At 48.0% G+C, this 24,558-nt stretch carries 24 protein-coding genes, 1 tRNA gene and 1 pseudogene; 24 read left to right on the forward strand and 2 right to left on the reverse strand.

Going from position 1 to position 24,558, the window contains the following annotated elements:
* The first annotated feature begins 7 nt into the window (after nucleotides 1-7).
* The 9 genes from ACR9FF_RS07875 (at nucleotide 8) to ACR9FF_RS07915 (ending at nucleotide 10,765) form a co-directional block, all read left to right on the forward strand.
* Complete coding sequence (locus ACR9FF_RS07875; RefSeq protein WP_435170173.1) at nucleotides 8-1,147, forward strand: methyl-accepting chemotaxis protein; 1,140 nt, start codon at nucleotides 8-10, stop codon at nucleotides 1,145-1,147.
* Between the two features lie 207 nt (nucleotides 1,148-1,354).
* On the forward strand, nucleotides 1,355-2,128 hold the full coding sequence (gene pstB, locus ACR9FF_RS07880) for a phosphate ABC transporter ATP-binding protein PstB (RefSeq protein WP_116393773.1): 774 nt from the start codon (nucleotides 1,355-1,357) through the stop codon (nucleotides 2,126-2,128).
* A gap of 23 nt (nucleotides 2,129-2,151) precedes the next feature.
* Nucleotides 2,152-2,823 carry a phosphate signaling complex protein PhoU gene (gene phoU, locus ACR9FF_RS07885; protein WP_041614094.1) on the forward strand — a complete coding sequence of 224 codons (672 nt, stop codon included), beginning with the start codon at nucleotides 2,152-2,154 and terminating at the stop codon, nucleotides 2,821-2,823.
* 159 nt (nucleotides 2,824-2,982) lie between these two features.
* Entirely contained in the window at nucleotides 2,983-4,875 is a 1,893-nt protein-coding gene (locus tag ACR9FF_RS07890; protein WP_435170175.1) for an S-layer homology domain-containing protein, read from the forward strand.
* A gap of 128 nt (nucleotides 4,876-5,003) precedes the next feature.
* Complete coding sequence (polA, locus tag ACR9FF_RS07895; protein ID WP_435170177.1) at nucleotides 5,004-7,676, forward strand: DNA polymerase I; 2,673 nt, start codon at nucleotides 5,004-5,006, stop codon at nucleotides 7,674-7,676.
* Between the two features lie 202 nt (nucleotides 7,677-7,878).
* Nucleotides 7,879-8,742, forward strand: coding sequence for a DNA-formamidopyrimidine glycosylase (gene mutM, locus ACR9FF_RS07900; RefSeq protein ID WP_127496789.1), 864 nt, complete (start codon nucleotides 7,879-7,881; stop codon nucleotides 8,740-8,742).
* A 113-nt stretch (nucleotides 8,743-8,855) separates the two neighbouring features.
* Entirely contained in the window at nucleotides 8,856-9,560 is a 705-nt protein-coding gene (gene ytaF / locus ACR9FF_RS07905) for a sporulation membrane protein YtaF (RefSeq protein WP_127496788.1), read from the forward strand.
* Nucleotides 9,561-9,605: 45 nt separating this feature from the next.
* The gene (gene coaE, locus ACR9FF_RS07910; RefSeq protein ID WP_435170180.1) at nucleotides 9,606-10,202 is read left to right on the forward strand and encodes a dephospho-CoA kinase; all 597 of its coding nucleotides are present in this window, start codon (nucleotides 9,606-9,608) and stop codon (nucleotides 10,200-10,202) included.
* A complete protein-coding gene (locus ACR9FF_RS07915) occupies nucleotides 10,199-10,765 on the forward strand; it encodes a lytic transglycosylase domain-containing protein (protein ID WP_127496786.1) in 567 nt (188 codons plus the stop codon). The genes coaE and ACR9FF_RS07915 overlap by 4 nt, the downstream gene beginning before the upstream one ends.
* 82 nt (nucleotides 10,766-10,847) lie before the next feature.
* Here the strand turns inward: ACR9FF_RS07915 and ACR9FF_RS07920 are convergent, their stop codons facing one another.
* Complete coding sequence (locus tag ACR9FF_RS07920) at nucleotides 10,848-11,060, reverse strand: alpha/beta-type small acid-soluble spore protein (RefSeq protein ID WP_116393767.1); 213 nt, start codon at nucleotides 11,058-11,060, stop codon at nucleotides 10,848-10,850.
* Nucleotides 11,061-11,177: 117 nt separating this feature from the next.
* Between ACR9FF_RS07920 and nrdR the strand changes: the two genes are divergently transcribed.
* The 11 genes from nrdR to ACR9FF_RS07975 all read left to right on the forward strand — a co-directional run bounded on the left by nrdR (nucleotide 11,178) and on the right by ACR9FF_RS07975 (nucleotide 19,559).
* On the forward strand, nucleotides 11,178-11,645 hold the full coding sequence (gene nrdR / locus ACR9FF_RS07925) for a transcriptional regulator NrdR (protein WP_015843146.1): 468 nt from the start codon (nucleotides 11,178-11,180) through the stop codon (nucleotides 11,643-11,645).
* Nucleotides 11,646-11,719: 74 nt separating this feature from the next.
* Nucleotides 11,720-12,103, forward strand: a complete 384-nt coding sequence (locus ACR9FF_RS07930; protein ID WP_127496785.1) for a VOC family protein — start codon at nucleotides 11,720-11,722, stop codon at nucleotides 12,101-12,103.
* 90 nt (nucleotides 12,104-12,193) lie between these two features.
* The gene (locus tag ACR9FF_RS07935; RefSeq protein ID WP_435170183.1) at nucleotides 12,194-13,921 is read left to right on the forward strand and encodes an SGNH/GDSL hydrolase family protein; all 1,728 of its coding nucleotides are present in this window, start codon (nucleotides 12,194-12,196) and stop codon (nucleotides 13,919-13,921) included.
* 65 nt (nucleotides 13,922-13,986) lie between these two features.
* Nucleotides 13,987-14,062 (forward strand) — tRNA-Ala (locus ACR9FF_RS07940).
* 610 nt (nucleotides 14,063-14,672) lie between these two features.
* A complete protein-coding gene (locus ACR9FF_RS07945; RefSeq protein ID WP_435170185.1) occupies nucleotides 14,673-15,305 on the forward strand; it encodes a TetR/AcrR family transcriptional regulator in 633 nt (210 codons plus the stop codon).
* A gap of 39 nt (nucleotides 15,306-15,344) precedes the next feature.
* Entirely contained in the window at nucleotides 15,345-16,241 is an 897-nt protein-coding gene (locus ACR9FF_RS07950) for a substrate-binding periplasmic protein (protein ID WP_127496782.1), read from the forward strand.
* 91 nt (nucleotides 16,242-16,332) lie between these two features.
* Nucleotides 16,333-16,977 carry an amino acid ABC transporter permease gene (locus ACR9FF_RS07955; RefSeq protein WP_116393762.1) on the forward strand — a complete coding sequence of 215 codons (645 nt, stop codon included), beginning with the start codon at nucleotides 16,333-16,335 and terminating at the stop codon, nucleotides 16,975-16,977.
* A 19-nt stretch (nucleotides 16,978-16,996) separates the two neighbouring features.
* Nucleotides 16,997-17,743 carry an amino acid ABC transporter ATP-binding protein gene (locus ACR9FF_RS07960; protein ID WP_201004042.1) on the forward strand — a complete coding sequence of 249 codons (747 nt, stop codon included), beginning with the start codon at nucleotides 16,997-16,999 and terminating at the stop codon, nucleotides 17,741-17,743.
* Between the two features lie 23 nt (nucleotides 17,744-17,766).
* Nucleotides 17,767-18,189, forward strand: a complete 423-nt coding sequence (locus tag ACR9FF_RS07965; RefSeq protein ID WP_116393760.1) for an OsmC family protein — start codon at nucleotides 17,767-17,769, stop codon at nucleotides 18,187-18,189.
* 360 nt (nucleotides 18,190-18,549) lie between these two features.
* Nucleotides 18,550-18,957 carry a hypothetical protein gene (locus ACR9FF_RS07970; RefSeq protein WP_435170188.1) on the forward strand — a complete coding sequence of 136 codons (408 nt, stop codon included), beginning with the start codon at nucleotides 18,550-18,552 and terminating at the stop codon, nucleotides 18,955-18,957.
* A gap of 77 nt (nucleotides 18,958-19,034) precedes the next feature.
* A complete protein-coding gene (locus ACR9FF_RS07975) occupies nucleotides 19,035-19,559 on the forward strand; it encodes a 5' nucleotidase, NT5C type (RefSeq protein WP_435170190.1) in 525 nt (174 codons plus the stop codon).
* 393 nt (nucleotides 19,560-19,952) lie between these two features.
* Here the strand turns inward: ACR9FF_RS07975 and ACR9FF_RS07980 are convergent.
* A pseudogene (locus ACR9FF_RS07980) lies at nucleotides 19,953-20,381 on the reverse strand (transposase); the annotation flags it as partial.
* Nucleotides 20,382-20,743: 362 nt separating this feature from the next.
* Here ACR9FF_RS07980 and ACR9FF_RS07985 point away from each other — a divergent pair.
* The 4 genes from ACR9FF_RS07985 (at nucleotide 20,744) to hemG (ending at nucleotide 24,542) form a co-directional block, all read left to right on the forward strand.
* Nucleotides 20,744-21,268 carry a phosphotransferase-like protein gene (locus tag ACR9FF_RS07985; RefSeq protein WP_435170192.1) on the forward strand — a complete coding sequence of 175 codons (525 nt, stop codon included), beginning with the start codon at nucleotides 20,744-20,746 and terminating at the stop codon, nucleotides 21,266-21,268.
* A 223-nt stretch (nucleotides 21,269-21,491) separates the two neighbouring features.
* Entirely contained in the window at nucleotides 21,492-22,061 is a 570-nt protein-coding gene (locus ACR9FF_RS07990) for a GNAT family N-acetyltransferase (protein WP_435170194.1), read from the forward strand.
* A gap of 201 nt (nucleotides 22,062-22,262) precedes the next feature.
* Nucleotides 22,263-22,706, forward strand: a complete 444-nt coding sequence (locus ACR9FF_RS07995) for an NUDIX domain-containing protein (protein ID WP_435170196.1) — start codon at nucleotides 22,263-22,265, stop codon at nucleotides 22,704-22,706.
* Between the two features lie 429 nt (nucleotides 22,707-23,135).
* Nucleotides 23,136-24,542, forward strand: a complete 1,407-nt coding sequence (gene hemG, locus ACR9FF_RS08000) for a protoporphyrinogen oxidase (protein ID WP_435172060.1) — start codon at nucleotides 23,136-23,138, stop codon at nucleotides 24,540-24,542.
* The last annotated feature ends 16 nt before the right edge of the window (nucleotides 24,543-24,558 follow it).

A 24,558-nucleotide genomic window follows, 5' to 3' on the forward strand; every position in this document is an offset into this window, starting at 1 on the left:
AGAGACTATGACCATTGCTGTATTGGATCGTCAACCGCAAGAGAAACAAGTTGAAGCTGCTGCCCCGACCTCAACCCGCCTGCTGGAGTACGTTCGCAAGGCGCCGGTGATCGCAGCCTCCTGTTCCTGCAAAGATACCATTGCGTTATTCAAGCAATATCCGGACAGTGAATGCGTAGTTATAGCCGGTGAGGGGATAGAAAAGGACAAGCCGGTTGGTCTTATGATGCGCAATCAATTTTTTATGCGGCTCAGCCAGAGGTTTGGCGTAGATCTGTATTATGAAAAGCCGATATCGGAACTGATGGATTCGTCCCCGTTGATCGTCAATCAAACCTATTCCCCGCAGCAATTAATCGATAATGCTCTAAAACGTGACGACAGCGTTCTATATAACTGCGTAATTGTAACCGGAGAAGAACGGATTGTCGGGATATTGACCGTGTCGGATCTGCTTCGGATGTCCAGGCAGCTACAGCAGGAAGCGGTGGACGGGCAGGTAAAAACAATCAACAGCGTTGGCAGCCGGGTGAAAGAGATCGACGAGGCCGTCAGCTCGGTACGCCAATCGGCCTTGCAAGGGAAGCAGATTTCCGCGGATATGGTGGACCTGACGTTAAGCGGCAAAAATCAGCTGGACAAGGTAACCGCAGCCTTCGGGAAGCTTGCCGCGAATTCGATGCAGCAGGAGCAGCGGATGAATGAGCTGCAGGCTGAAGCGGGCTCCATCAGCCATGTCTCCAAGCTGATCAAAGAGCTGGCGGAGCAGAGCAATCTGCTTGCCATTAACGCTTCAATCGAAGCGGCCCGCGCGGGCGAGCATGGCAGAGGCTTTGCGGTAGTAGCCGGCGAGGTAATGAAGCTGGCCAGTGAAACGAAGCGTTCCGCCGAGGCGATTACGACGCTGACGAAGACGATTGTCGCAGCGATTGAACAGACCGCTTCGCTTGCGCGCGAAGGCCGGGAAGAAGCCGTAGTCAGCGAGTCATGCGTTCAAGAAGCAGGCAGCGTGTTCAGTCACCTGTTCCAGGCATCCGCGAACAGCAAGAACAGCACGGAGCAGATTGGCAAGCTGTCAGAGCAGGCTTATCAGCAGACGGTACATGTCTCCAAGGAGATCGATAAGCTTCTGGGGTCCTATTTTTAACACGGAATTTACAAAACGACAATACCCGATTTACAAACGGCTAGTAGGATAGATACGTCAGAGATAAAAAACGAAATTTACGATTATCCAATAGGTTACCCATTATACTTACGGTTATGATTCGAAATGAATGGCCAAGCCTCAGTATGAAACTCGTTCATCTGGGGCTGCTGTTCATTATCCATGCATATACGGAGGAGAACGATCATGCAAACTTTATTGCAGACGCAACCCTTAATTAACATTAACAAATTGAATTTGTATTACGGAGCTTTCCATGCTCTGAAGGATGTATCGCTTACGATTCCCGAGAAAGCGATCACCGCGTTTATCGGACCTTCCGGCTGCGGCAAATCGACGCTGCTCCGGACGCTTAACCGGATGAACGACATGATCCCGGGCACCAGAATCGAAGGCAGCATCGCGATTGGCGGAACGGAAATTTACTCTAGCGACGTAGATGTCGAGACGCTTCGCAAGAAGGTGGGCATGGTGTTCCAGCAGCCGAATCCTTTTCCGAAATCCATCTATGACAACGTAGCGTACGGTCCACGCCTCCATGGCATTACGAACAAGAAGCAGCTGGACGAGATTGTCGAGACAAGTCTGAAGTCGGCCGTACTGTGGGATGAAGTGAAGGATTATTTGAAGCGCTCCGCGCTTAGCCTCTCCGGGGGCCAGCAGCAGCGTCTTTGTATTGCTCGCGCGATTGCCGTTAATCCGGATGTTCTGCTCATGGACGAGGCGACTTCGGCGCTTGACCCGATCTCCACGCTGAAGATTGAAGAATTGGCGCAAGAGCTGAAAGACCGTTATACGATTGTTATGGTTACGCATAACATGCATCAAGCGGCTCGTGTATCGAATCAAACGGTATTTTTCTTGAACGGCGAGGTTGTGGAGTTTTCGGAAACGGAGAAGCTGTTCTCCAATCCAAGCGACCAGCGTACGGAAGATTACATTAGCGGACGTTTTGGCTAACACAAGGGGGAGTTGTACAAATGATGACGACAAGAAAAGAGTTTGACCATGGCCTGGAGCAGCTTCATAATCTGCTCGTTGAGATGGGAACGTTCGTGGAGGAAGCGCTTGTTGATTCGATGAAGGCGCTGAGCGGCACGGATACCGAGAAGGCAAGAGCGATTATCAATAATGACCAGCATCTGAACAATCTGGAGGACAAGATTACCGATCTTGGCTCGAAATTGATTGCGACGCAGCAGCCGGTTGCGAAGGATCTGCGCCGGATTCTGGCCGCGTTCAAGATTGCCTCCGATCTGGAGAGAATGGGCGATCTTTGCGTAAACATTGCGAAGTTTGTTATCCGTCTCGAAGGCCAGCCGCTTATCAAGCCGTTGATCGACTTGCCGCGCATGGCGGAAATCGTGCAGACGATGACGTACGAATCGATTCAATCCTTCGTGCAGGAAAACGTGGACCTGGCTTACAAGCTGGCAACGGAAGACGATCAGGTCGATGCGCTTTGCGCTCAAATCTCGCGCGAGCTGCTGTCGCTTATGATGGAGAACCCGCGTAACATCTCGCAGGCAACGGTTCTGAACTTCGTAGCCCGCAATATCGAGCGGATCGGAGACCATGCGACCAACATCGGCGAAAGCGTCGTGTACCTCGTGACCAACAAACGTCCTGACTTGAACACGCAGCATAGTATTTAAGAAGTTAAAAAGAAGCCTGTTAACCGTGTGACTCGGGTAACAGGCTTTTTTTGCATTGCATCCATAAATATCCTTGCCAACGGAGGATTTAGATCGTTATATTTATTAAAGTTATTTTGATTTTTGAGAGATTTTTCAATTTAGTATGGGGAGTGGGTTATGTTAAATTTTTTAGACAAACAAAAGAAATGGACAAGCATGCTTCTGATTGTTTTGTTGGCTGTAGGATTATTGTCCGGTATAGGAATTCCAACAGCGCAGGCTGCAGGCAATGCAGAACATGGATTAACGAATCTAACCGTTAAAGACCAGGACAATCATGAATATTTGCTTACGCCTGAATTCGATTCGTGGCAGTGGAATTATGACTTGGTAGTAGACACGTCCGTAACTCAGTTAACATTTGAAGCAACTCCTTTATTGGAAGGTGCAGTAATCACTTACTCAGGTGCTATATCACAGACAGGCGGTAGTGCAACGCTTGCTACTCCGGATAGCAAAACTTATATCGTTCATGTGCATGTTGATCAAGGCGATCAAAGCGCGTCATACCAGATTATTGTTAAACGCATCGATCCGAAGGATGCTTCACTGAAACGGTTAGGCGTATACGATAATACAAACGATGTGGATAAGTCGCCGGTTGTAACTCCTGGTGTAAAAAACTACTCTGTAGAGGTAGAAAGCAATACAAAGCAGCTTTGGATGAGTATTTTTCCGACAGACGAGAATGCCCAGTTAACAATCACTGGAGGCGTACAGGATCCGGATGAGCCAATAAAAGTGTTTTACGGTATCCCGGACAAGACCACGGTATTCACTATTAAAGTCACTTCGCCGGATGGGACGGTAACCGAGACTTACACATTAACGGTTACGAAAAAGGATGCGCCGGTTGTAACTCCACCTGTAGGCGGAGGTGGAGGTGGCGCGGTTGAATCTTCAAGCCCGCTTGAGGAAGCCTTGAACAATGCGACTTCTTCCACGATTACGGTGAAGATATCGGGTACAAGCTTTACCGTCAGCGCGGCAGAGCTTGCCAAGTTGCTGGCTCAGAAAAAAGTAGAGACTATCGTCTTTGAATCGCAGACAGGCTCGTATAGCTTTAATCCGGGTCAATACGACTGGAGCAAGCTTGCTGGCATTCTTGGGCTTACGTTAACCGACTTGCAACTGAAACTCGAAGTAGCATCCGACCAGACAGCAGCTGATTCCGCGGACAAAGCGGGTCTCGATGTTCTGGGTTCGGCTAACTTTACGCTGAAGGCTGTGAAAAAGGACGGTCAGGAAATTGTTCTTAACGACCTTGGCCATTACATCAAGCATACGGTTAAGCTTGGCAGCCAGACTGCAGCCGGGCACGCGGCGGTTGTCCGCGTCGATAAGGACGCGAACGGCAAAATCGTCTACACGCCGGTACCGTTTACAGTCAACGGCACAGAGGTTTCCGTGATGAGCCGTACCGATGGGACTTTCCTGATCGTGCAGACGGATAAATCGTTTGACGATACGGCGACCCATTGGGCCAAAAAAGAGGTTGATGCGTTGGCTAGCCTCCTGATCATTGACGGAGTAGGCAATGGAGCATTTGATCCGAACCGTTCCGTCACACGGGCCGAATTCACGGCGCTGGTCGTTCGCCTGTTTGGTCTTGCGACACCGGCTGCGGCAGGAAACGGCAAGTTTGGGGATGTTCAAACGAGTGATTGGTTCGCATCCGCTGTAGCGGCCGCAACGGGAGCCGGTCTTATCAATGGCTATAAAAATGGCGAGTTTAGACCGGACCAGACGATTTCCCGCGATGAAATGGCGGTCATTCTGGCTCGCGGCCTGGCCTTCGCCGGACACAAAGGCGACGCTGCTGGAGCTGAAGCATTTGCCGACCAAAGCGATATTCCGGCATGGGCGGCTGAAGCGACCAGCCAGCTTGCGGGCTTAGGCATTGTAAACGGCAAGCCGGGTAACGCATTTGATCCGGAAGGCGAAGCAACACGTGCGGAAAGCGCGGTTATGATGTTCAGAATGCTGTCGATTCTGACGTTTACGAAGTAACGGAAATAGAAAGCAGGATACCGCCTGGGCTGATGCCCCGGCGGTTTTCTTTTTGCCGGCCTCCGGCGAGAAGTTTGCTTCATAAATATGGTATGATAGAGGGTAGAATGATTAGGTGAGGTGTCTGAATGGACAAGTGGATATTGATTGATGGCAATAGTATCGCAAACCGTGCCTTTTATGCGATGCCGCCGCTTACGAATTCAGCAGGTTTACATACAAACGCGGTGTTTGGATTTACGACGATGCTGCTTAAATTGCTGGAAGACGAGAAGCCAACCCATGTGCTGGTTGCATTCGACGCGGGTAAAGTGGTATTCCGCCATGAAGGCTATACCGAATATAAAGGCGGCCGCGCGAAAACGCCGTCGGAGCTGTCGGAGCAATTCCCGGTAATGAAGGATTTGCTGAAGGCCTTCGGCATTTCGCAATTCGAGCTGTCCGGCTACGAAGCCGACGATATTATCGGAACGCTGACGCGTCTTGCCGATGAGCAGAAGGTTGAGACGCTGGTCGTAACGGGCGATAAGGATATGCTGCAGCTCGCTTCGGACAACGTTACGATAGCGATTACGCGCAAAGGGATCAGCGAGGTCGAGCACTATTCCCCGGCTGCCATTGAAGAGAAATACGGATTGAAGCCGATGCAGATCATCGATCTTAAAGGACTGATGGGCGATGCATCGGATAATATTCCGGGTATTCCGGGCGTAGGCGAGAAGACGGCGCTCAAGATGCTGCATGAGTTCGGCACGGTCGAGGAAGTGTTGGCGAATACCGATAGCCTCAAAGGCAAGATGAAAGAAAAGGTCGAGACGCATAAAGACGATGCGATCATGAGCAAAAAGCTGGCTACGATCTTCCGCGAGGTACCTCTTGAGCATAGCGCAGAGGATATCCGTTACGAAGGTTACCAGCCGGCTACGCTTGCCGATGCGTTCCGCAAGCTGGAATTCAAGTCGCTTATCGAGCGGCTGGATCTGAATGGAGCAGGCGCGGAGGGCGGCGAATCGGCAGCTCCCGCTGTAGAGCTTAACATCGTGGTAATTGAATCCGATAATGACGGTGAAGCGCTGAAGGACATGCTGTCCGCATTGCAAGGTACGGAGCATGGCTTGTATGTGGAAGCAATCGGCGAAAATCCGCATCAGGCGGAAGTATTGGGACTTGCCGCGGCGGTTGGGGATAAGGCGTACGTTGTGCCTGTATCGGCGCTTCAACAACCTTTCGCGGCGGAGCTGCGGAAATGGCTCGAGGATGCGGACAAGCCTAAAAACGGTTTTGATACGCATAAAACGGAGCTAGCGCTTGGCTGGAGAGGAATCGAATGGCGCGGCGTGGCGTTTGACGTGCAGTTAGCCGCCTATCTGCTCGACCCGACCGACACGAACCTGACGTTAAATGCGTTATGCGACCGTTACGGCCAGTCTTCGGTTCCTCTTGACGAAGCGGTGTACGGCAAGGGAGCCAAATTCAAAGTGCCGGACAACGAGACGTTGTATCGCCATCTGTCCGTGAAGGCGGATGCCGTCCGTAAGCTTACGGTTCTGATGCGCGCAGATCTCGAGAAGCGGGGCATGAACGAGCTGTATTACGAGCTGGAACAGCCGTTGTCCGTTGTGCTGGCCGGGATGGAGCGCCAAGGCATCAAGGTGGAAAAAGCCGAGCTGGAGCGTCTCGGCAGCGAGCTGGAGAGGAAGCTGTCCGCAGCCGTGAGCGAAATCTACCGCTTGGCTGAAATGGAGTTCAACATCGGCTCTCCTAAACAGCTTGGCGAGGTATTGTTTGAAAAGCTCGGACTTCCCGTACAGAAGAAGACGAAGACCGGCTATTCGACAGACGCGGAAGTATTGGAGAAGCTGGCTCCTTATCACGAGATCGTTCCGTTGATTCTGCATTACCGTACTTTGTCCAAGCTGCAGTCCACGTATATAGAAGGTCTTTTGAAAGAGGTGCGTCCGGAAACGGGCAAAATTCATACGTATTACCGTCAAACCATTGCGGCAACGGGACGTCTCAGCAGCCAGTTCCCGAATCTGCAGAACATTCCGATCCGGCTTGAGGAAGGCCGTCAGATCCGCAAGGCGTTTGTGCCGTCCGAGCCGGGCTGGTATATCCTTGCGGCGGACTATTCGCAGATCGAGCTGCGCGTTCTCGCCCATATTTCCGGCGACGAGCGGCTCAAGGAAGCTTTTATTAACGATATGGATATTCACACGAAAACAGCGATGGACGTATTCGGCGTATCGGCTGATCAAGTGGATTCGAATATGCGCCGCTCGGCGAAGGCGGTTAACTTCGGTATCGTATACGGCATCAGCGATTTTGGTCTATCCCAGAACTTGAATATTACCCGTAAGGAAGCCGCGAAGTTCATTGAGCAGTATTTCGAGGTGTTCCAGGGCGTACGCAAGTATATGGACGATATTGTTATGCAAGCCCGTCGCGACGGATTTGTGACGACCTTGCTGGAGCGCCGCCGTTATCTGCCGGATATCAAGGCCTCCAACTTCAATCTGCGCTCCTTCGCGGAACGTACGGCGATGAATACCCCGATTCAGGGTACGGCAGCCGATATTATCAAGCTGGCTATGGTGCGCATGGACGAGACGCTCCGTGAGCGCGGTCTGAAAAGCCGCATGCTGCTGCAAGTGCATGACGAATTGGTATTCGAGGTTCCGGAAGAGGAGCTTGAGCTTATGAAGGAGCTTGTTCCAAGCACCATGGCCGGGGCGCTGAAGCTGGACGTGCCTCTGAAGGCGGACGTGAATTACGGAGTCAACTGGTACGAGGCGAAGTAATACTTGGCAGCGAAAGTTTCGCCTAAGCAAAGGGATTGACAAAAGTATCCCGTCCGAAGCGAAGTTTCGCGATTATCAAGCTTGGGATAGCTAATGCCATCCCAAGTGAAGGCGAAAGTTTCGCCTAAGCAACGGGATTGACAAAAGTATCCCGTCCCGCAGCCCATCCGAATCGGGTATAATGGGTTTGAGGTGAATAAGAATGCCTGAATTGCCAGAGGTAGAAACGGTTAGAAGAACATTAATTGAATTAGTCGCAGGCAAGCGAATTGCTTCGGTAGAAGTGAAGCTGCCTCGTATCATACAGCGTCCGGCTGAACCGGAGGCGTTCGAAAGGGCGCTTGCCGGACGGACGATCCAAACGGTTGAGCGTCGCGGAAAGTTTTTGAGAATCGTGCTGGACGGTCTCGTGCTGGTCTCCCATCTTCGGATGGAAGGGCGGTACGGCGTATTTCCAAGCGACGAGCCTGTTGAGCTTCATACGCATGTCCTGTTCCACTTCGATGACGGAACGGATCTGAGATATAAGGATGTACGCCAATTCGGCACCATGCATCTGTTCGAGCCGGGAACGGAATTCGAGATGAAGCCGCTGAGCAAGCTTGGTCTCGAGCCGCTGGAGAATGAGGCTTTTACAGCGGAGGCCTTGAGAGGTTTGCTTGGAAAAAAATCAGGCTTAATCAAGCCGCTTCTTCTAAATCAGGAATATGTGGTGGGGCTTGGCAATATTTATGTGGATGAGGCTTTGTTCCTTGCGGGCATTCATCCGGAGCGGACGGCCGATTCCTTGAAGAAGGCGGAATGGATCCGTCTCCATGAGGCGATCGTATCGACGCTTGCGAAGGCTGTTGCGGCAGGAGGCTCATCCATCAAGTCCTACGTGAACGGACAAGGCGAGATGGGAATGTTCCAGCACCAGCTGCTGGTGTACGGCAGGAAAGACGAGCCATGCACAAGCTGCGGCAGATTAATCGAGAAATCGGTTGTGGGCGGAAGAGGAACGCATACCTGCGCAAGCTGCCAGCCTTTGCCCAAGGCACGCAAAAAGGCCGTCCCGCAGGTTTAATGCACCGTAACGATTTCCCCGCATATGCTATTGTTGTTACGAACAATAGGCGGATGTCTAGATAAGCGCGTCGGCGCAGCTAGAGACATCCGGTATGCGGGGAGGGCTGCGGGTTGTTCGCGCATTTTGCTTCTTTGCTGGTGCTTGCTTTTGCCGTCAGTGTGGACGGCTTCGGAGTAGGCGTGACATACGGATTGCGGCGAATAAGAATACCGCTCTTGTCGGTTGTCATTATCGCTTGTTGCTCAGGTTTGGTCATCTTTTTATCGATGATAGTGGGTTCATGGATTACGGGGTATTTATCGCCTTTTGTGGCTAAGCTGATTGGAGCAGTTGTACTTGTCGGCATTGGCACTTGGGCGCTGTTGCAGCTTAGGCGAAGCAGCCGGGAAGCGGGAGCTGCCGAAGGCCAGGCCGAAGGAGATTCGGATCAGCCGGCGGGGACCAATCAGGAGCCGATTGACCGCACGCATCCGGTTCTTGTCGTGATCGTTGAATTGAAGCGCCTGGGATTGGTTATACAAATATTGCGGACTCCGCAAGCCGCCGACGTGGATAAGTCGGGAACGATCTCCGCTACCGAAGCGTTAATGCTTGGCGTAGCCTTGTCGTTCGACGCATTCGGCGCCGGAATCGGAGCGGCTATGATCGGATTATCTCCTTTATTAACGCCTATTATGATTGCTGCGGCCAGTGCTTTATTCCTGCTAGGCGGAATGCGGTTTGGCTTCCGGTTCTCGAACTGGAAAGGCATGCAGGCGATATCGGTGCTTCCGGGCATTTTATTAATCATAATCGGTATTTTAAAGCTGTTATAGAGTCACAAGCAATACGCAGGAGTTACTTGAACGGGGTGAAAGCTAATGAAGATCGGTTTAACCGGCGGGATCGCTACCGGCAAAAGCACCGTGGCTGCCATGCTGGCGGAACGCGGTGCGATGCTGGTCGATGCTGATCAGGTTGCGAGAGATGTTGTTATGCCCGGCGAACCGGCTTTAGAAGCGGTCGCCTCCGCGTTTGGACAAGCTGTTATACATACGGATGGAACATTGGATAGGAAGGCGCTTGGCGGCATTGTGTTCAACAACCGCGATTTGCTCGCGCAGCTTGAGAATATCCTTCATCCGGCCATACGTAACCGCATGCAGCAGCGGATAAGGAAGTATGAAGAGCAGAACCCCCGGCAATTGGTCGTTGCGGATATCCCTCTTTTGTACGAGACGGGTCAAGAAAAGCTGTACGACGGGGTGATGGTCGTTTACGTTCCTCAGGCGCTGCAGTTAAAAAGGCTGATGGAACGGAACGGTATAGCGGAAGAGGAAGCACAGAGACGCATTGGACTTCAAATGGACATTGAGCAGAAGAGAGGCCGTGCGGACTGGGTTATTGATAACAGCGGTTCACTTGACGAGACTAGGCGGCAGGTGGGCGATTTCTGGAAGAGCAAGGGATTGCCATGAAGTGGTTAGTTCGGAAAAGAGTGCTGCTTATTCTGCTCATTGGCTTCATTGGCGTCTTATTTCTTAATTCCAATTGGCTTGCCCGGATGATGTATCCGATTCAATATAAAGAAGACATACGCGCAAGCGCATCAAATTACGGTGTTGATCCGCATCTGATTGCGGCAATTATCCGGACGGAAACGAATTATTCGACCGGACAAGTCTCCAAAAAAGGGGCGCTTGGCCTCATGCAGATTATGCCGGATACGGCGGACTGGATCGTGAAGCAGGCGGATTTCAACAATATCACAAAAGATATGCTGCAGAATCGGCCGGATGTCAGTATCGAGGTAGGGGCATGGTATCTGCAGTCCTTGCACAAACAGTTCAAGCAGAATACGGTAGCCGTTATTGCCGCTTACAATGCCGGTCCCGGCAATGTAAAAAAGTGGCTGGATACGGGGAAATGGGATGGCAAGCTGGACACAACGGATCAAATTCCGTATGGGGAAACCCGTCACTATGTACAACGCGTTATTTATTATTATAATAAGTACAAAGATCTTTATCCTGTTATTTAACTTGGACAAGAAGAAGCCTTGGCTGTCCGCCGCTTCAGGACGGAACAGCCAAAGCATCTGTTATACATGACTGATGAAATCATTATTGGCGGCCAGCAAGGGATTGTTCGGCAATTTGCACTAGGCGGCGAGTAATGTTACCCCCGATGTAGCCTGCGTCTTTAGTAAGCAGGTTGCCGTAGTAACCGTCTTGCGACAACGCAATACCCAGCTCTTGAGCGACCTCATATTTCATTTGGTCCAGTGCTGCAGTAGCTTGCGGTACAAGTACTTGGTTGCTGTTGTTCGAGCTCATTGATGTTCACCTCCTTGCGGTTGGTAAATGTATTATGTGCGGAATTCGCAACTTCATTCAGGTAACGACTGGAAATTTCTTAAAAAATAAAAACAGGATTCGGAAGGAGTGAAAAAAATGAAATGCCCTTACTGCGATTTTGCCGGTACGAAAGTGCTTGATTCCAGGCCAGCTAACGAGAACAAGTCCATCCGCAGACGGCGTGAATGCGAAAAATGCAGCCGCCGTTTTACAACCTTCGAGATGATCGAGGAAACACCGCTTATTGTAATTAAGAAGGACGGGAGCCGGGAAGAATTCAGCCGCGATAAAATTTTGCGCGGTCTGATCCGTGCATGCGAGAAGCGTCCCGTCTCGGTTGAACGACTCGAGGTCATCGTCTCCGAAGTGGAGAAGGAGCTCCGGACGACAGCGCTCGCGGAAGTCGAAAGCCGCGAGATCGGCGAGATCGTGATGAGCCAGCTGTACCCGGTTGACGAAGTGGCTTATGTGCGCTTTGCATCCGTGTACAGACAGTTCAAGGACATCGACATGTTCATGAAGGAACTGAACAGCTTGTTATCCAAACATCCAATGAACAATTAATTTTACTGCGTGAATAGTCCTCCCTATACGGGAAGGACTATTTTTGCATCTATGATAAGCCGGGAGTTGAGGGAATGATAAAGATTGAAGCATTGGATCATCTTGTATTAACCGTGGCCAGTATTGAGAAGACGGCAGCTTTTTACGAAAAGGTGCTGAATATGGAGGTCATCGTCTTTGGCGATAACCGAAAGGCGCTGCTATTCGGCCGGCAGAAGTTCAACCTGCATGAAGCGGGTAAAGAATTTGAACCGAAGGCAAGGAACCCGCGTCCGGGGTCTGCAGATTTTTGTCTCGTTACGAAGACGCCGATGGATGAAGTCATCCGGCATTTGGCTGCTTGCGAGGTGCAAGTCGAAGAAGGGCCGGTCGCCCGTACGGGGGCAGTAGGGACAATCGTATCGGTGTATTTTCGCGATCCGGATTTTAATCTGGTGGAAGTGTCGAATTATGCATAATTTCTTCTATAACATCTTTAATTTCTACCGCGCGCGCTCGCTGGGTATCTCTATAATGAATAGAGATACACGGAGCAGGAGGCGATAGATTTGCGGAATAGCAGCTTTACAGGTCCGGCAGCACCTAAAGATCCGAACGAGAAACGAAGCGGATTTTTTATCCTTTACGATACCATAATAGAAGCAAGCTCCCGTCAAGACGGGAAGTTTACGGAAGAGATTTACCTGGAAGGAAGGCTGAGCGAGAAAGCCAAATTTTCCGGTGGCGTTGAGGATGAGGATATATTAGCGCTTCTATCTAGTTGTAATGGGTTCCGCCAGCTGGTACATAGCATGGGAATAACGGTGAACCTTCATGATGACAGCAACCGATCGGACGTATTTTTTAGTCTGGAGAATTGGGGGAAAACAAGCAAATACGAGTCAGGCACCCGGATCCGGATTCCTTGCGAAACAGACGGCTCGGAGAATGTAGTTGTCTTAGCCGATATCGAATGGTCAGCGGATGATGACGTGCCCGGCAAGTTTGCTTTTGAATTTGACCAAGCCGGCGCCCTTGCGACAGTAAGTATAAGGCTGTACCTGAATGATGGATACGAAGTTCCGGAGAAGGAAGTTGAACCACCGGTTGAATTCGGGACGGATGCTTACCGCGGGATGATCGCCAAATCGCTGTTGAATAGAGGCAATACCAAACGGTTAAAAGCCGCTATGGGGAAGGCAAGACGAGGCGAGGATGTCACCATTGCCTATATAGGCGGTTCCATAACGCAAGGAGCCGGGGCGAAGCCGATTCATACGGAGTGTTATTCGTTTAAAGCTTATGAACGTTTTAAAAGGATGTATGGTGAGGCTGGTGCTGACGGTAACCATATTCATCTTATTAAAGCCGGAGTCGGCGGTACGCCTTCCGAGCTTGGAATGATCCGTTATGACCGGGATATTTTGCGGGATGGAGCTTCCGAGCCGGATATCGTTATCGTTGAGTTTGCCGTAAATGATGCAGGGGACGAGACAAAAGGGAACTGTTACGAAAGTCTGGTGCTCAAAGCCCTCAACGCGGCCAACGCGCCGGCCGTTATTTTATTGTTCAGCGTATTTGTGAACGACTGGAACCTGCAGGACCGTCTTTCTCCTGTCGGATGGCATTACGATCTTCCAATGGTAAGCGTAAAGGATGCCGTGGTCGATCAGTTCAAGCTGACCAAGCAAGAAGGGAATGTCGTTTCCAAAAGGCAATTCTTCTACGATATCTATCATCCGACGAATGTTGGCCACACCGTCATGGCGGATTGCTTGTCCTATCTATTCGAAGAGACGGATCGTTCGGTGGAGGATGCAGAAGACATAGTGACCGATAAGCTCCCGGTTATCGGGAATGATTTCGTGGATGTGCGGTTGCTGGATCGGAGTAGCTATGAAGGTGTTGCTTCGGTAGAAGCGGGTGGGTTCGATCAGAGCGACATCGACTTGCATTTCGTTGAGATGGACAGCAATCCCTTCGGAACGCCGCAGTTCCCTCATAATTGGATGCATTCGGCTGAGTCGGGAGAGAGCAGCTTCAGAATGACCATTAATAGCAAGCGCCTTTTACTAGTGTTCAAGGACTCGGGCAGCCCGGATTTCGGCAGTGCCGAGGTCTTGGTGGACGGTCAGTTGGTGGTGACCGCAGATCCTCATGAGATCAATTGGACGCATTGCAATGCCGTTATTCTGTATAACGAGCAGGAGACAAGAGAGCATATCGTTGAGATCAGAATGGCTTCCGGACAGGAAGACAAGAGGTTTACGATACTAGGGTTCGGCTATGTGAAGTGAATGTAAAAAAGACAAGCAAAATGATTGACAGTGTGGAAATGTCTGTGCTATTATTTTGCTAGTCCGGGGCCATAGCTCAGCTGGGAGAGCGCATCGCTGGCAGCGATGAGGTCAGGGGTTCGATCCCCCTTGGCTCCACCATAATAAACAATCAAACCACGTCAATTAGACGTGGTTTTCTGTTTATTATGGTGGAGCCCATATAGGGGGCGAACCCGGGTTCAGTCCGCGCGGACGCAATGAAATGAGAAGGCCACGAAGGCATACTTCTAATGGAGGAGCACGGCGTCTGAATCTACCGCTAAAAGTCATCTTCGATTACGCTTCCTCTATTCAATAAAAGATTCAGACATCCCATGATGAGAAGACGAGCAAAGCGTAGTCGGATCCCCCTTGGCTCCACCATAATAAAATGACTCAAAACCCTTGTTTATCAAGGGTTTTTCTTTATTTTTGGCAAGATGATCATTGGCAGTAAGGTACCTGTTTTCAGTAATAGAACATACGGGTTTTCACCTGGCGTAGATCATGCAATCGTAACGCTGTTTTTTGGATTCTGGTATAAAAAGGATAATGAAGATCTGTTTAATGGTGTGACAGAATGGTAAAACCTAACGATAGAGCAAGCTTTATGCGCTTGCTATCGATTGCGTAACTAAGCAGCGCATAAATGCTTGACAATATCATAGAAAACCTATAGGATTTAATCATTAACTGACTGACTAGTCAATCGGGTGGGGGTGGGAACAGATTGAGCGGAGAGAAAGAAGCCCAAATCAATAGCGAGCGCAGAGAGCATATTCTGCAAATCGCCTTAAAGCGATTTGCCAAGGACGGTTATCACGCTACAAAAATTTCCGATATTGTCGCTGAGGCCGGTGTGGCCCAAGGGACTTTTTACTGGTATTTTAAAAGCAAAGAAGCGATTGCGCTGGAACTTGTGAAAGAGGGAAGGCAAAAGCTGCTTGACGTCATCGGCCAAGGATACCGGAGGGAAGTAGGGTCCGTGCAGGATATGGTACACGCTTCCGAAGCTCTGCTCGAAAGGCTGTTTCGGTTTGCGGAGTCCAACCGGTATTTAATAGAGCTTATTCTTGGCAGCGGTGGAGGCGTTGAAACCATCCGTCATGCGATTGGGGAGACAAGAGCTTCTCTGGAGAATGCCTTTCTTCTGAACATCCGCAGAGCAATCGAGTTAGGGATGCTCCCGGGTTCCATCGATGCCGAGTTCCGTGCCACGATGATTATGAGCTTGATCGAAGGCGTCATTTCACGCTGGTTGCTCGGGTTCGCCCCGCCAGGCAGCGGGATCGAATCCAAAACCGCTGAGCAGCTTGCCGCCGAGACAGCAAGGTTTGAATTTTTTGGTCTGCTTGGCGTTTAGTTTGTACACATACACAGATTAGAGATAGGAGAGAAAAGCATGTTAACCAAAAAGAAATCCAGAAATACTCTGTTCCTAACGTTGTCCGTCTTATTGCTCGTTGTTCTGGCATTGGCCGGCTGCGGTTCTAATAATAAAAGCAATAATGCGCCAACCTCGTCTCCTGCCAATAATGCCGCAAACGGCGGCAGCTCCGCAAATGCCGGAAACGAAGATAATTTATTGAACAAGGTTAAAACGGCGGGCGTTATAAAAGTAGGATTAATGGGTACTTACGCGCCGTACAACTTCTTGAATGACAACAAGGAAATCGATGGTTTTGATGCCGACATTGCAAAAGAAGTTGCCAAACGCATCGGCGTTAAAGTCGAGTTTGCTCCGCAGGAATTCTCGGGACTGATCCCTAGCCTGCAGGCCGGCAAAATCGATGCCATTATAAGCCAGGTTACGATTACCGATGAACGCAAGCAGCAAATTGATTTCACCCAGCCGTACATTACGAATCAAGTTAAAATCATCGTAAAAGAGAATAATAATTCGATCACGAAGCTGGAAGACTTTAAAGGGAAAAATATCGGCGTAGGACTAGGCACAAACGATGAATCCTATCTGCGGAATGAAGTGCTGCCGAAGGTTGGGAGCTTCAAGATCAAAACGTATGACGATGTGATTACTTCCCTGCAGGATTTGAATGCTGGCCGGATCGATGCCACGATCAACAACCTGTATGCCTTGAAACCGATTGTCGATAAAAACGGCTTTAAAATTAAAGCGGTAGGCGATGCGATCAAATCCGACCAGGCGGGTATCGCGGTCCGCAAAAACAATCCGGAATTCCTGGCCGCACTCGATAAAGCTTTGACCGATATGAAAGCTGACGGTACCTATAAGACCATCTTCAAAAAATGGTTTGGGGAAGAGCCATCGGCCGAGTAAGAAAAGTGAAAAGGACAAGGCCATGAGGAATGCGTATTCTGCCATGGCCTTCTCGTTTTAACCAAGGAATCAAAAGGGGATTCAAACGACAATGAATCTGGTATGGGATAACTTGCCTTTCTTGCTTAAAGGCGCTTATTATACGCTGCTTGTTACCGTTATATCCATGTTTTTCGGACTTATTATCGGCTTGGTAGTCGCGATAGCCCGATTAAAGGGTAACCGGCTGATCCGAGGAATCGCCCGCGTATATGTATCCATTATTCGCGGAACACCGCTTCTCGTCCAAATATTTATTGTCTATTACGGGCTTGTCGATTACGGAATTACGCTGGGGCCGCTGACGGCAGCTTACGTGGCATTGAGCATAAACGTAGGTGCCTATCTGTCCGAAACCTTCAGAGGGGCGATTCAGTCGATACCCAAAGGTCAGACGGAGGCCGCTTATGCGACAGGCATGACGGGCTGGATGACGATGAGAAGAATCATTTTGCCGCAAGCGGCCCGGGTGGCCATTGCGCCTATGGGCAATACCTTTATCGGCATGCTGAAGGAGACCGCACTGGTGTCCGCCATTACGGTAACCGAGTTGCTTCGTTCAGCGCAGCTTCTAATCGCCCAATATTACGTCTACATGCCATTTTTCCTTGGGATCGCTGCCATGTATTGGATCATGAGCACGGTGTTCTCGGCCATTCTGAATGCGGTCGAGAAGCAGCTGTCCAAAGTATATTAAGGCTTGAGGTGGAGCAAACATGATTCAAACGACAGGACTGTCCAAGTCTTTTAACGGATTAGAGGTTTTGAAGAGTATTGACTTGCGCGTCGCTCCCAAAGAAATTGTTGTTTTGCTTGGACCAAGCGGTTCCGGCAAAAGCACGCTGCTGAGGAGCCTGAACGGGCTTGAGGAGCTGGACGGCGGATCGCTTGAGGTTAATGGCGTTCGAGTGGAGGCGGGCATGCCTTCCAAAAAGAAACAGGCTAGCTTCCGGGAAATTCGTCGTCACACGGGAATGGTTTTTCAACAGTTTAACCTGTATCCGCACAAGACGGCGCTTGGCAATGTGATCGAATCGCTGATGACGGTGAAGAAGATGAAGAAGGCAGAAGCCGTGAAGATCGGCGAACGATTGCTGGACCGGGTTGGGCTGCTGGTTAAGAAGGACGAATATCCCTCCAGGCTTTCCGGCGGCCAGCAGCAGCGGGTGGCCATTGCCCGGGCGCTGGCGATGGAGCCGGCGATCATGCTGTTTGACGAGCCTACCTCAGCCCTTGATCCCGAACTTGTCGGGGAGGTACTGGAGGTTATGCGCCAGCTGGCCCGGGATGGGATGACGATGGTCATCGTCACCCATGAAATGAAATTTGCCCGCCAGGTCGCTAACCGAGTCGTGTTTATGGACGGCGGCGTGATCGTGGAGGAGCAGGAGCCGGAGATATTTTTTCAGAATCCGAAGTCCGAAAGATCCAGAAAGTTTATCAATCAACTTCAGGAGCATTAAAATACAGAAAGCGGGTAATCATCATGAAGGTCATGACAACTTGGAATGGAAAACGCTTGTTCACATCAGTCGGGGATTCCGGTTATCCGGTAGGAATGGACGCAACGCCGAAATACGGCGGCGACGGCAAAGGCGCGACGCCTATGGAGCTGCTGCTGGCCGGGCTGGCCGGCTGTATCGGCATAGACATCACCATGATTCTGGACTCGTTTCTTGGTCAGATCACTTCGCTTGAGATCGAAGCGGACGGCACCCGAAAAGAGCAGAATCCGACCGGCTTTACCGCCATTGAGCTGATTTTCCGTGTTGAAGGGGAAATTCCGGATTACCGGATTTGGAAAGCCATTGAAATGGGCAAGGAAAAATATTGTGCCGTATCGGATTCGCTGAAAGCCGACATCAGCTACAGATTGATTCTAAACGGTCAGGAAGTTTTCCGGCCTTAACAAAGCACGCCCACCTCTCACCTCCTTCTCGTCTGGCACAAGAAGATAAAAGAAGACAAAGACAAAAAATAAAGTCAATGAAAAATGAGCCTCTAGCATTGCGTCTAAGGCTCATTTTTCGTTCAGGGAGTCATTTATTGACCCCTGATTTTTTGATTTTTCAAAAAATGTACTTTTGCAGGGCTCTCCGTGTTAGGTCATTATTTCATTCGAAAAATATGGATTAGACTAAAATTAAAATTTAGACTGAGAAAAAATAGTTTTAGAATGTTCGTAAACGTCGTTAAGCTAAAGGGATAGTTTAGTTCCAATCTCTTTATGATAAAATAGGAAATAAAAGTGACAAATTGAGGTTGAGAGATGATTAATTCTGCTGAAGAATTTGTTAGGCTAAGGAATAGCGAAAAAATGGATGAGTACCTGAAAGCAGCAGGGGATTTTGCACCTTTTGAGGTTTGGTTAGAAGTAATTAAAATGTACCCTGATATGCGTGAATGGGTAGCACATAATAAATCAATTCCTGTTGAGATAATGGAAATTCTCGCTGACGATGTAGATGAAAGGGTTAGATTTAATGTTGCAACAAAAAACCGACTACCTGAACACTTACAATTAATACTAGCAAAAGACTCAGATAGCTCAGTCAGACAACGGATTGTCTATAATAAAAAAGCGACATTTCAAGCTCTAAGTGTCTTACTAAACGATGAGGACGAAGAAATACGAACATTGGCAAAGAACAGAATTGATGAAGGACGATATAGGTAAGCATTAAGCATTAAGAGCAGTATAGTGGAGTGATAAAAACATGCATAATGGTGTTCAAAGATAGAAGGAGTGGTTATATGCATAGAATTGCAATTGATATGGACGAAGTTATAGCTGATTTTAACCCGAAACATTTACGAGTGTTTAATAGTGATTACAATGAGAATCTGACTGTGAATGACTTGATGGGAACGCGTCTTAGGGAGTTGCGTCCTCAGATGAAGAATGAGATTATTGCTTACTTAAATGACCCTACATTTTTCCGCGATTTAGATGTCATGAAAGATAGTCAAGAAGTAATCAAAGAATTAAGTGAACATTTTGAAGTATTCATTACCACAGCAGCGATGGAGTTTCCATCTTCTTTCACCGCGAAATATGAATGGCTAAAGGAACATTTCCCCTTTTTAGATGAGATGAATTTTGTTTTTTGCGGAGATAAGAGTATTATCCATGCGGATTACCTAATTGATGATAATGTAAGACATTTTCAACGATTTAAAGGTCAAGGAATTTTATTTACAGCACCGCACAATATAAACGAAACAGGATACGTTAGAGTAAACAACTGGTTGGAAATACGGGAGTATTTTCTGAGGTAATTTTGTACTAACTGGGAACGATTTAGTTTTCTCACGAATGCTCGCTTATTCGCAGGATTTCACCCTTGCCAGAATTGCAGAAAGATAGTAAGAGAACCCTTTTGGTAGACTAGGACATTATGAATGCGTAAGGAAATAGAGGGGGAGGTCGAAACCCCATATCCTTCCATATACTGCACGCATTCTCCACACCGCCCCTGGAGGTTTTCACTCCCATGTCTCAACGGGTCTTTGCCCTCTCATTCCTTCGTTACGCCTGTCCAAGGGGTGGAGGCCGGTCTTGCTAACGGTACGGGTCAGTGCCCTTTGGTTCAATGTATCCGGTACTCCGTGCTTTCTTTTGAAATCCCGCGAATAAGCCAAAATTCGTACAACGAAACGGTTAGATAATAATTAAGCAGCTAGCTGAGTGGGCATTGTTTTGTGGGGATTGTAATCTTCCCGGCTTCGGGCCATACCAACGAGAACTCGAGCTAATTTACCGCATAGTTTCATAAGAGATCTCATTTTTTTCATCTTTTTCACCTGTACATTGTGCGCATGTATGGCCTTGAATTCAGGGTTGTTTGCAACTAAACTCATGGTCATCATGAAGATGAAACGTCGAAGTCGAGATCGTCCACGCTTACTAATCTTCATCTGTCCGGTCCATTTGCCCGAGCTTGCTTCTGCCAGGTTGAGACCGGCATGACGCAACAGCGCATTGCCATGAACAAAGCCGCTTAAATCTCCCGCCTCACCAAGAATACCAGCTAATGAAATGGCACTAATCCCTTTGATTGCAAGCATGGATTTAGCAAACGGAATGCGATCCAACACAGCAATACATACTACAAAGCGCCAAACCGAACGCGATGTGGATTTCGGTTGAACAAGTCGATTATGACGCTGTTACGGTAGGCGACCACGTGAGCATTAAGATTCCGAACGGCGGTATTATTAACCGATCTTACCCAGCTCAAACGACGGCGGACGTGGGATTATTACGATAACGGGGAACGATAGTTCAACGAAGACAGGGAGCAGACCGCCGCGGAGCTGTTTCATTTGAAGTAACGGGCAGGATACCGTGATTGAAATATTTATCTAAAAAACCAATTTATAGGTTTATATGTTATGCTGTAAAGGGGCCTTCGCCGTAGTAATAAATTTTTTGAGACAATGAATAAGAGAGGAATACTGAGATGGATAAGGGTAAGATCGTATTTTTAAACGGTGTAACTAGCGCCGGGAAAACTTCTATAGTAGATGCCATTCAATTAAGATCGGATGAATTTTTTTATGTTGTTGCAAATGACCTGTTTGAAAATACAATTGGCGAAAATTATCTACGTGAAAACTACTGGAAATATTTAAGTGATGCAATAATTATGATGTATCATACCGCTAAACTGTTTTCTGATCATGGGAAGAATGTGCTTATCGATGGCATTTTGGTTGAAAGACCTGAGTTAAAACCGCACTATGAAAAAGTTAAGGACATATTCGCGGGATATCCCTTCTATATTGTTGAAGTTTTTTGTCCATTGGAAGTTTGTCGTCAAAGAAATATTGAACGCGGAGATAGAACCGAAGATCAATCCGAGTGGCAAAATAAAATAATGGCCAAAGATATTCAATATAACTGTACTGTCGATACTCACATAAATTCTTCAGAAGAATGTGCAGATTCAATTTTAAAAAATTTGTTTGGCAATTCCGAGATTTAAAACACATTAAGCTATTGGGAAACGATAGCTGTATATACACCTAGACGAGCTGCTGGGATTATCGGCAGCTTCTTGAAAACCTGGATGAACAGTTTTATGCAATTATGGATGACTTAGAAAATAAGCTAGAGCCAGTCATTGTAGAAGCGATAAAGCTAGCTGACAAGTAACTCATTATATGTCATGGTGTTCAACTAACTGGGAACTATAAAGGAGGGTAGTAATGCTTGATACAAGTTTGGACTGGTACAGAGTCATTCTAAAACGTAGTGCAGGGAGACTGCTTCCAATAGCTTCATTGCCTCAAGGATTTTCATTCGTAATGTTCCAGCCAGGTGATGAAGAATCATGGGCTGAAATTGAAACTTCTGTTTTGGAATTTAACTCTAAGGAAGTGGCTTTGGAGTATTTTATTAAGAGCTATTTGCTATACATGAGTGAAGTTAAATTAAGAACTTTGTTCATTCAATCTGCTGATGGTGAAAGAGTTGCTACTTTTACAGCTTGGTGGAAATATACAGGAATTCGTCGACATCCATTTGTTCAGTGGGTTGCTGTCAAGCCGCAATATCAAGGACTAGGGCTTGGTAAAGCATTAATTGCAGAAGGCGTACGACATATGATCAATATAGAAGGTGATCAAATAATGTATGTGCCTACATCAACTTGGGCTTATAAAGCAATAAAGCTATATAAATGGGCGGGATTTGAGTTAGAACTTAATGAAGATGCCCCAGGAGGCTATAAGAATCAAACTGTACAGGCATTAGAACTTATAAGAGATCGTATATAGGTCATACATTGTTGAAGTAACGGGGAACTATAGTAGAAAAAACACCCCAAGATGAGGTTGCCGACATGACCGGTAGCCTTGTTAAGCTAATTGGTGATTTGCGTGGTGTATGATCCAAATTGCGGATGAAGGAAAATTCTATACCTAAACGGAGCGCGTTATGAAGTGCAACTAAATAATATAACTTATTGGAGAATAACGATGTACATACAGAAACTCATTAATCGCGTACCAGACTTACCATTGATAATGGTAAGACCAACTTTAATATTGCTAAATGAAGATGGTCTAATTTTGTTTGTGAAACATTGTGACGGTACATGGGGGCTTCCAGGTGGATTATTAGAGCCAGGGGAATCAGTTGAGGAAGCGCTTAAAAGGGAACTTCACGAAGAGCTAAATATTTATATAGATGATTTAAATCACTTCAAAGTTTTCTCAGGAAATGGTTTTAGTCATAGAGGAAGGTCTGGGGTGGAGATTCACTACATTGCTCTTACTTACATAAGTAGTAACTTTGAAGGTGTGATTAAAATTGATAATCATGAAGTTATTGAATATGGTTTCTTTAGATCAAACGAAATTCCCACAGATACGTTAGACATGATTAAAATAATTATCAAAGAATACGACAATCTCCATTAAAGTAACGGGAGATGCTAGTTTAATAATATAGCGGCATTCTAGGACATTTGTGTCCAAGAATGCCGCTATTTTTTTAAATTAAAAGGTTTGGGAGGAACTTATCACTACACCGTGCTTCACAACAATTGTTCAATTGCCTTCCTCCGGGGCACAAGCAAGGTCGTGGCGCGGCGGAAGGGGCTAAACAAAGAAGATACGAAAAACTTGCAGACAGATCTCTCGGAATCTCCGGTGGCAGCGAATACGACGAAGATTGCTTCTCTCTTGTGGAAGATGCTTGCGATTCATCCATTAGTCCATAACGATTTCTACCGTAAGGTTAACCCGTTAGCAATCACCCATTAAACTCGGGTTATAGTGACGGCAATCATACCAGAAACCTGCGTGGATATGTTAAACTAATGGGAACTAAACCATGAGGTGTTGAATTTGAAAACAATTATTGTGATTGGTGGCGGCATTACTGGGCTGTCGGCCATGCATGAATTTCGCAAATGGAGGAAGGCAACCGGAGCTGCGGTCAGGCTTTTATTAATTGAAGCGTCTGCACAGTTAGGCGGTAAAATTCAAACCGTCAGGCATCAACAATTCGTGATGGAGACCGGGGCGGATTCTATTGTAGCGCGAAAAATAGACGACATGAGCGTGATTGAAGAACTGGGCTTGAAGGATGACGTGGTCTATAACGCGACTGGACGCTCCTTCATATACGCTGGTGGCCATCTGAAGCCGATTCCGGACGACGCGGTGTTCGGTATTCCGGCAAGCATCGAGTCTCTCGCCAAGAGTACGCTCGTCTCGGCAGAAGGCAAAGTTGCGGCGCTAAAAGATTTTTATACGAAAAATGAGACGTTTACGAAGGACGATTCTGTCGGCGCGTTTCTGGAGTATTTTCTCGGGAGCGAACTAGTCGAAAAGCAAATTGCTCCCGTCCTTTCCGGGGTCTATTCAGGGAATTTGAGCGAATTGACAATTGCCTCAACACTACCTTACTTGATCGACTACAAGGAGCAATACGGAAGTATTATTAAAGGGCTAGAGACAAACAAGCAGAAGTTTAGGATTGGTGAGAAGAAGTTTTTCTCGCTAAAAAACGGTCTGGGCTCACTAATTGACGCCTTTCAAGCTAGTCTGACCGAAGAATTGCTGTTAAACACTAAAGTCTGCAGAATTGATAAGGACAATGGCCGGTATCACGTGCACTTAGACAATCAGGACATGATCGAAGCGGATTATGTTGTACTAAGCATTCCGCATACCGCAGCAGAACCGATTCTTGACGATTCGAGCCTTACGGAGCAATTCTCGGGATTGAAAAGCAGCTCGCTCATCAGCGTATATGTCGGCTTTGACGTGCCCGATTCAGTGCTCCCCGCCGATGGAACGGGATTTATTACCGCGACGACCGATGAATTGTTCTGCAACGCTTGCACGTGGACAAGTCGCAAATGGGAGCATACGTCCAAATCTGGAAATTTGCTCGTCCGGTTATTTTATAAAAGCAGCCATCCCTCGTACGCTTCAATAAAAGATCTGGATCACGATGGACTGCTAAAGGTGGCCCTTAGCGATATTGAGAAGGGGCTTGGAATTACCGCCGAACCTGTCGTTAACGAGATCACCGACTGGTCCGGGCAAATGCCAATTTATTCGATTACCCATCCGCGAAGCGTCCATGCACTTGAAAGCATCATGGCAAATGTATTCCCAGGCATTATCCTTGCTGGATGCTCTTATTATGGCGCAGGGATCTCGGACTGCATGAAGAACGGAGCCGATTCGGCAAGAAAAATCATTGATTTGTTGAAGGAAGGCTATTCCCCAACCAATAAGTAAGGGCATCAGATTATAG

Origin of the sequence: Paenibacillus glycanilyticus (genome assembly GCF_051200795.1) — a bacterium.
Taxonomy (GTDB): domain Bacteria; phylum Bacillota; class Bacilli; order Paenibacillales; family Paenibacillaceae; genus Pristimantibacillus; species Pristimantibacillus glycanilyticus.

Bases quoted from the DNA above. Each gene is read 5' to 3' on its own strand.
- ACR9FF_RS07875 (WP_435170173.1), top strand. From the start codon at position 8: ATGACCATTGCTGTATTGGATCGTCAACCGCAAGAGAAACAAGTTGAA.
- pstB (WP_116393773.1), top strand. From the start codon at position 1,355: ATGCAAACTTTATTGCAGACGCAACCCTTAATTAACATTAACAAATTG.
- phoU (WP_041614094.1), top strand. From the start codon at position 2,152: ATGACGACAAGAAAAGAGTTTGACCATGGCCTGGAGCAGCTTCATAAT.
- ACR9FF_RS07890 (WP_435170175.1), top strand. From the start codon at position 2,983: ATGTTAAATTTTTTAGACAAACAAAAGAAATGGACAAGCATGCTTCTG.
- polA (WP_435170177.1), top strand. From the start codon at position 5,004: ATGGACAAGTGGATATTGATTGATGGCAATAGTATCGCAAACCGTGCC.
- mutM (WP_127496789.1), top strand. From the start codon at position 7,879: ATGCCTGAATTGCCAGAGGTAGAAACGGTTAGAAGAACATTAATTGAA.
- coaE (WP_435170180.1), top strand. From the start codon at position 9,606: ATGAAGATCGGTTTAACCGGCGGGATCGCTACCGGCAAAAGCACCGTG.
- ACR9FF_RS07915 (WP_127496786.1), top strand. From the start codon at position 10,199: ATGAAGTGGTTAGTTCGGAAAAGAGTGCTGCTTATTCTGCTCATTGGC.
- ACR9FF_RS07920 (WP_116393767.1), bottom strand. From the start codon at position 11,060: ATGAGCTCGAACAACAGCAACCAAGTACTTGTACCGCAAGCTACTGCA.
- nrdR (WP_015843146.1), top strand. From the start codon at position 11,178: ATGAAATGCCCTTACTGCGATTTTGCCGGTACGAAAGTGCTTGATTCC.
- ACR9FF_RS07930 (WP_127496785.1), top strand. From the start codon at position 11,720: ATGATAAAGATTGAAGCATTGGATCATCTTGTATTAACCGTGGCCAGT.
- ACR9FF_RS07950 (WP_127496782.1), top strand. From the start codon at position 15,345: ATGTTAACCAAAAAGAAATCCAGAAATACTCTGTTCCTAACGTTGTCC.
- ACR9FF_RS07955 (WP_116393762.1), top strand. From the start codon at position 16,333: ATGAATCTGGTATGGGATAACTTGCCTTTCTTGCTTAAAGGCGCTTAT.
- ACR9FF_RS07960 (WP_201004042.1), top strand. From the start codon at position 16,997: ATGATTCAAACGACAGGACTGTCCAAGTCTTTTAACGGATTAGAGGTT.
- ACR9FF_RS07965 (WP_116393760.1), top strand. From the start codon at position 17,767: ATGAAGGTCATGACAACTTGGAATGGAAAACGCTTGTTCACATCAGTC.
- ACR9FF_RS07970 (WP_435170188.1), top strand. From the start codon at position 18,550: ATGATTAATTCTGCTGAAGAATTTGTTAGGCTAAGGAATAGCGAAAAA.
- ACR9FF_RS07975 (WP_435170190.1), top strand. From the start codon at position 19,035: ATGCATAGAATTGCAATTGATATGGACGAAGTTATAGCTGATTTTAAC.
- ACR9FF_RS07985 (WP_435170192.1), top strand. From the start codon at position 20,744: ATGGATAAGGGTAAGATCGTATTTTTAAACGGTGTAACTAGCGCCGGG.
- ACR9FF_RS07990 (WP_435170194.1), top strand. From the start codon at position 21,492: ATGCTTGATACAAGTTTGGACTGGTACAGAGTCATTCTAAAACGTAGT.
- ACR9FF_RS07995 (WP_435170196.1), top strand. From the start codon at position 22,263: ATGTACATACAGAAACTCATTAATCGCGTACCAGACTTACCATTGATA.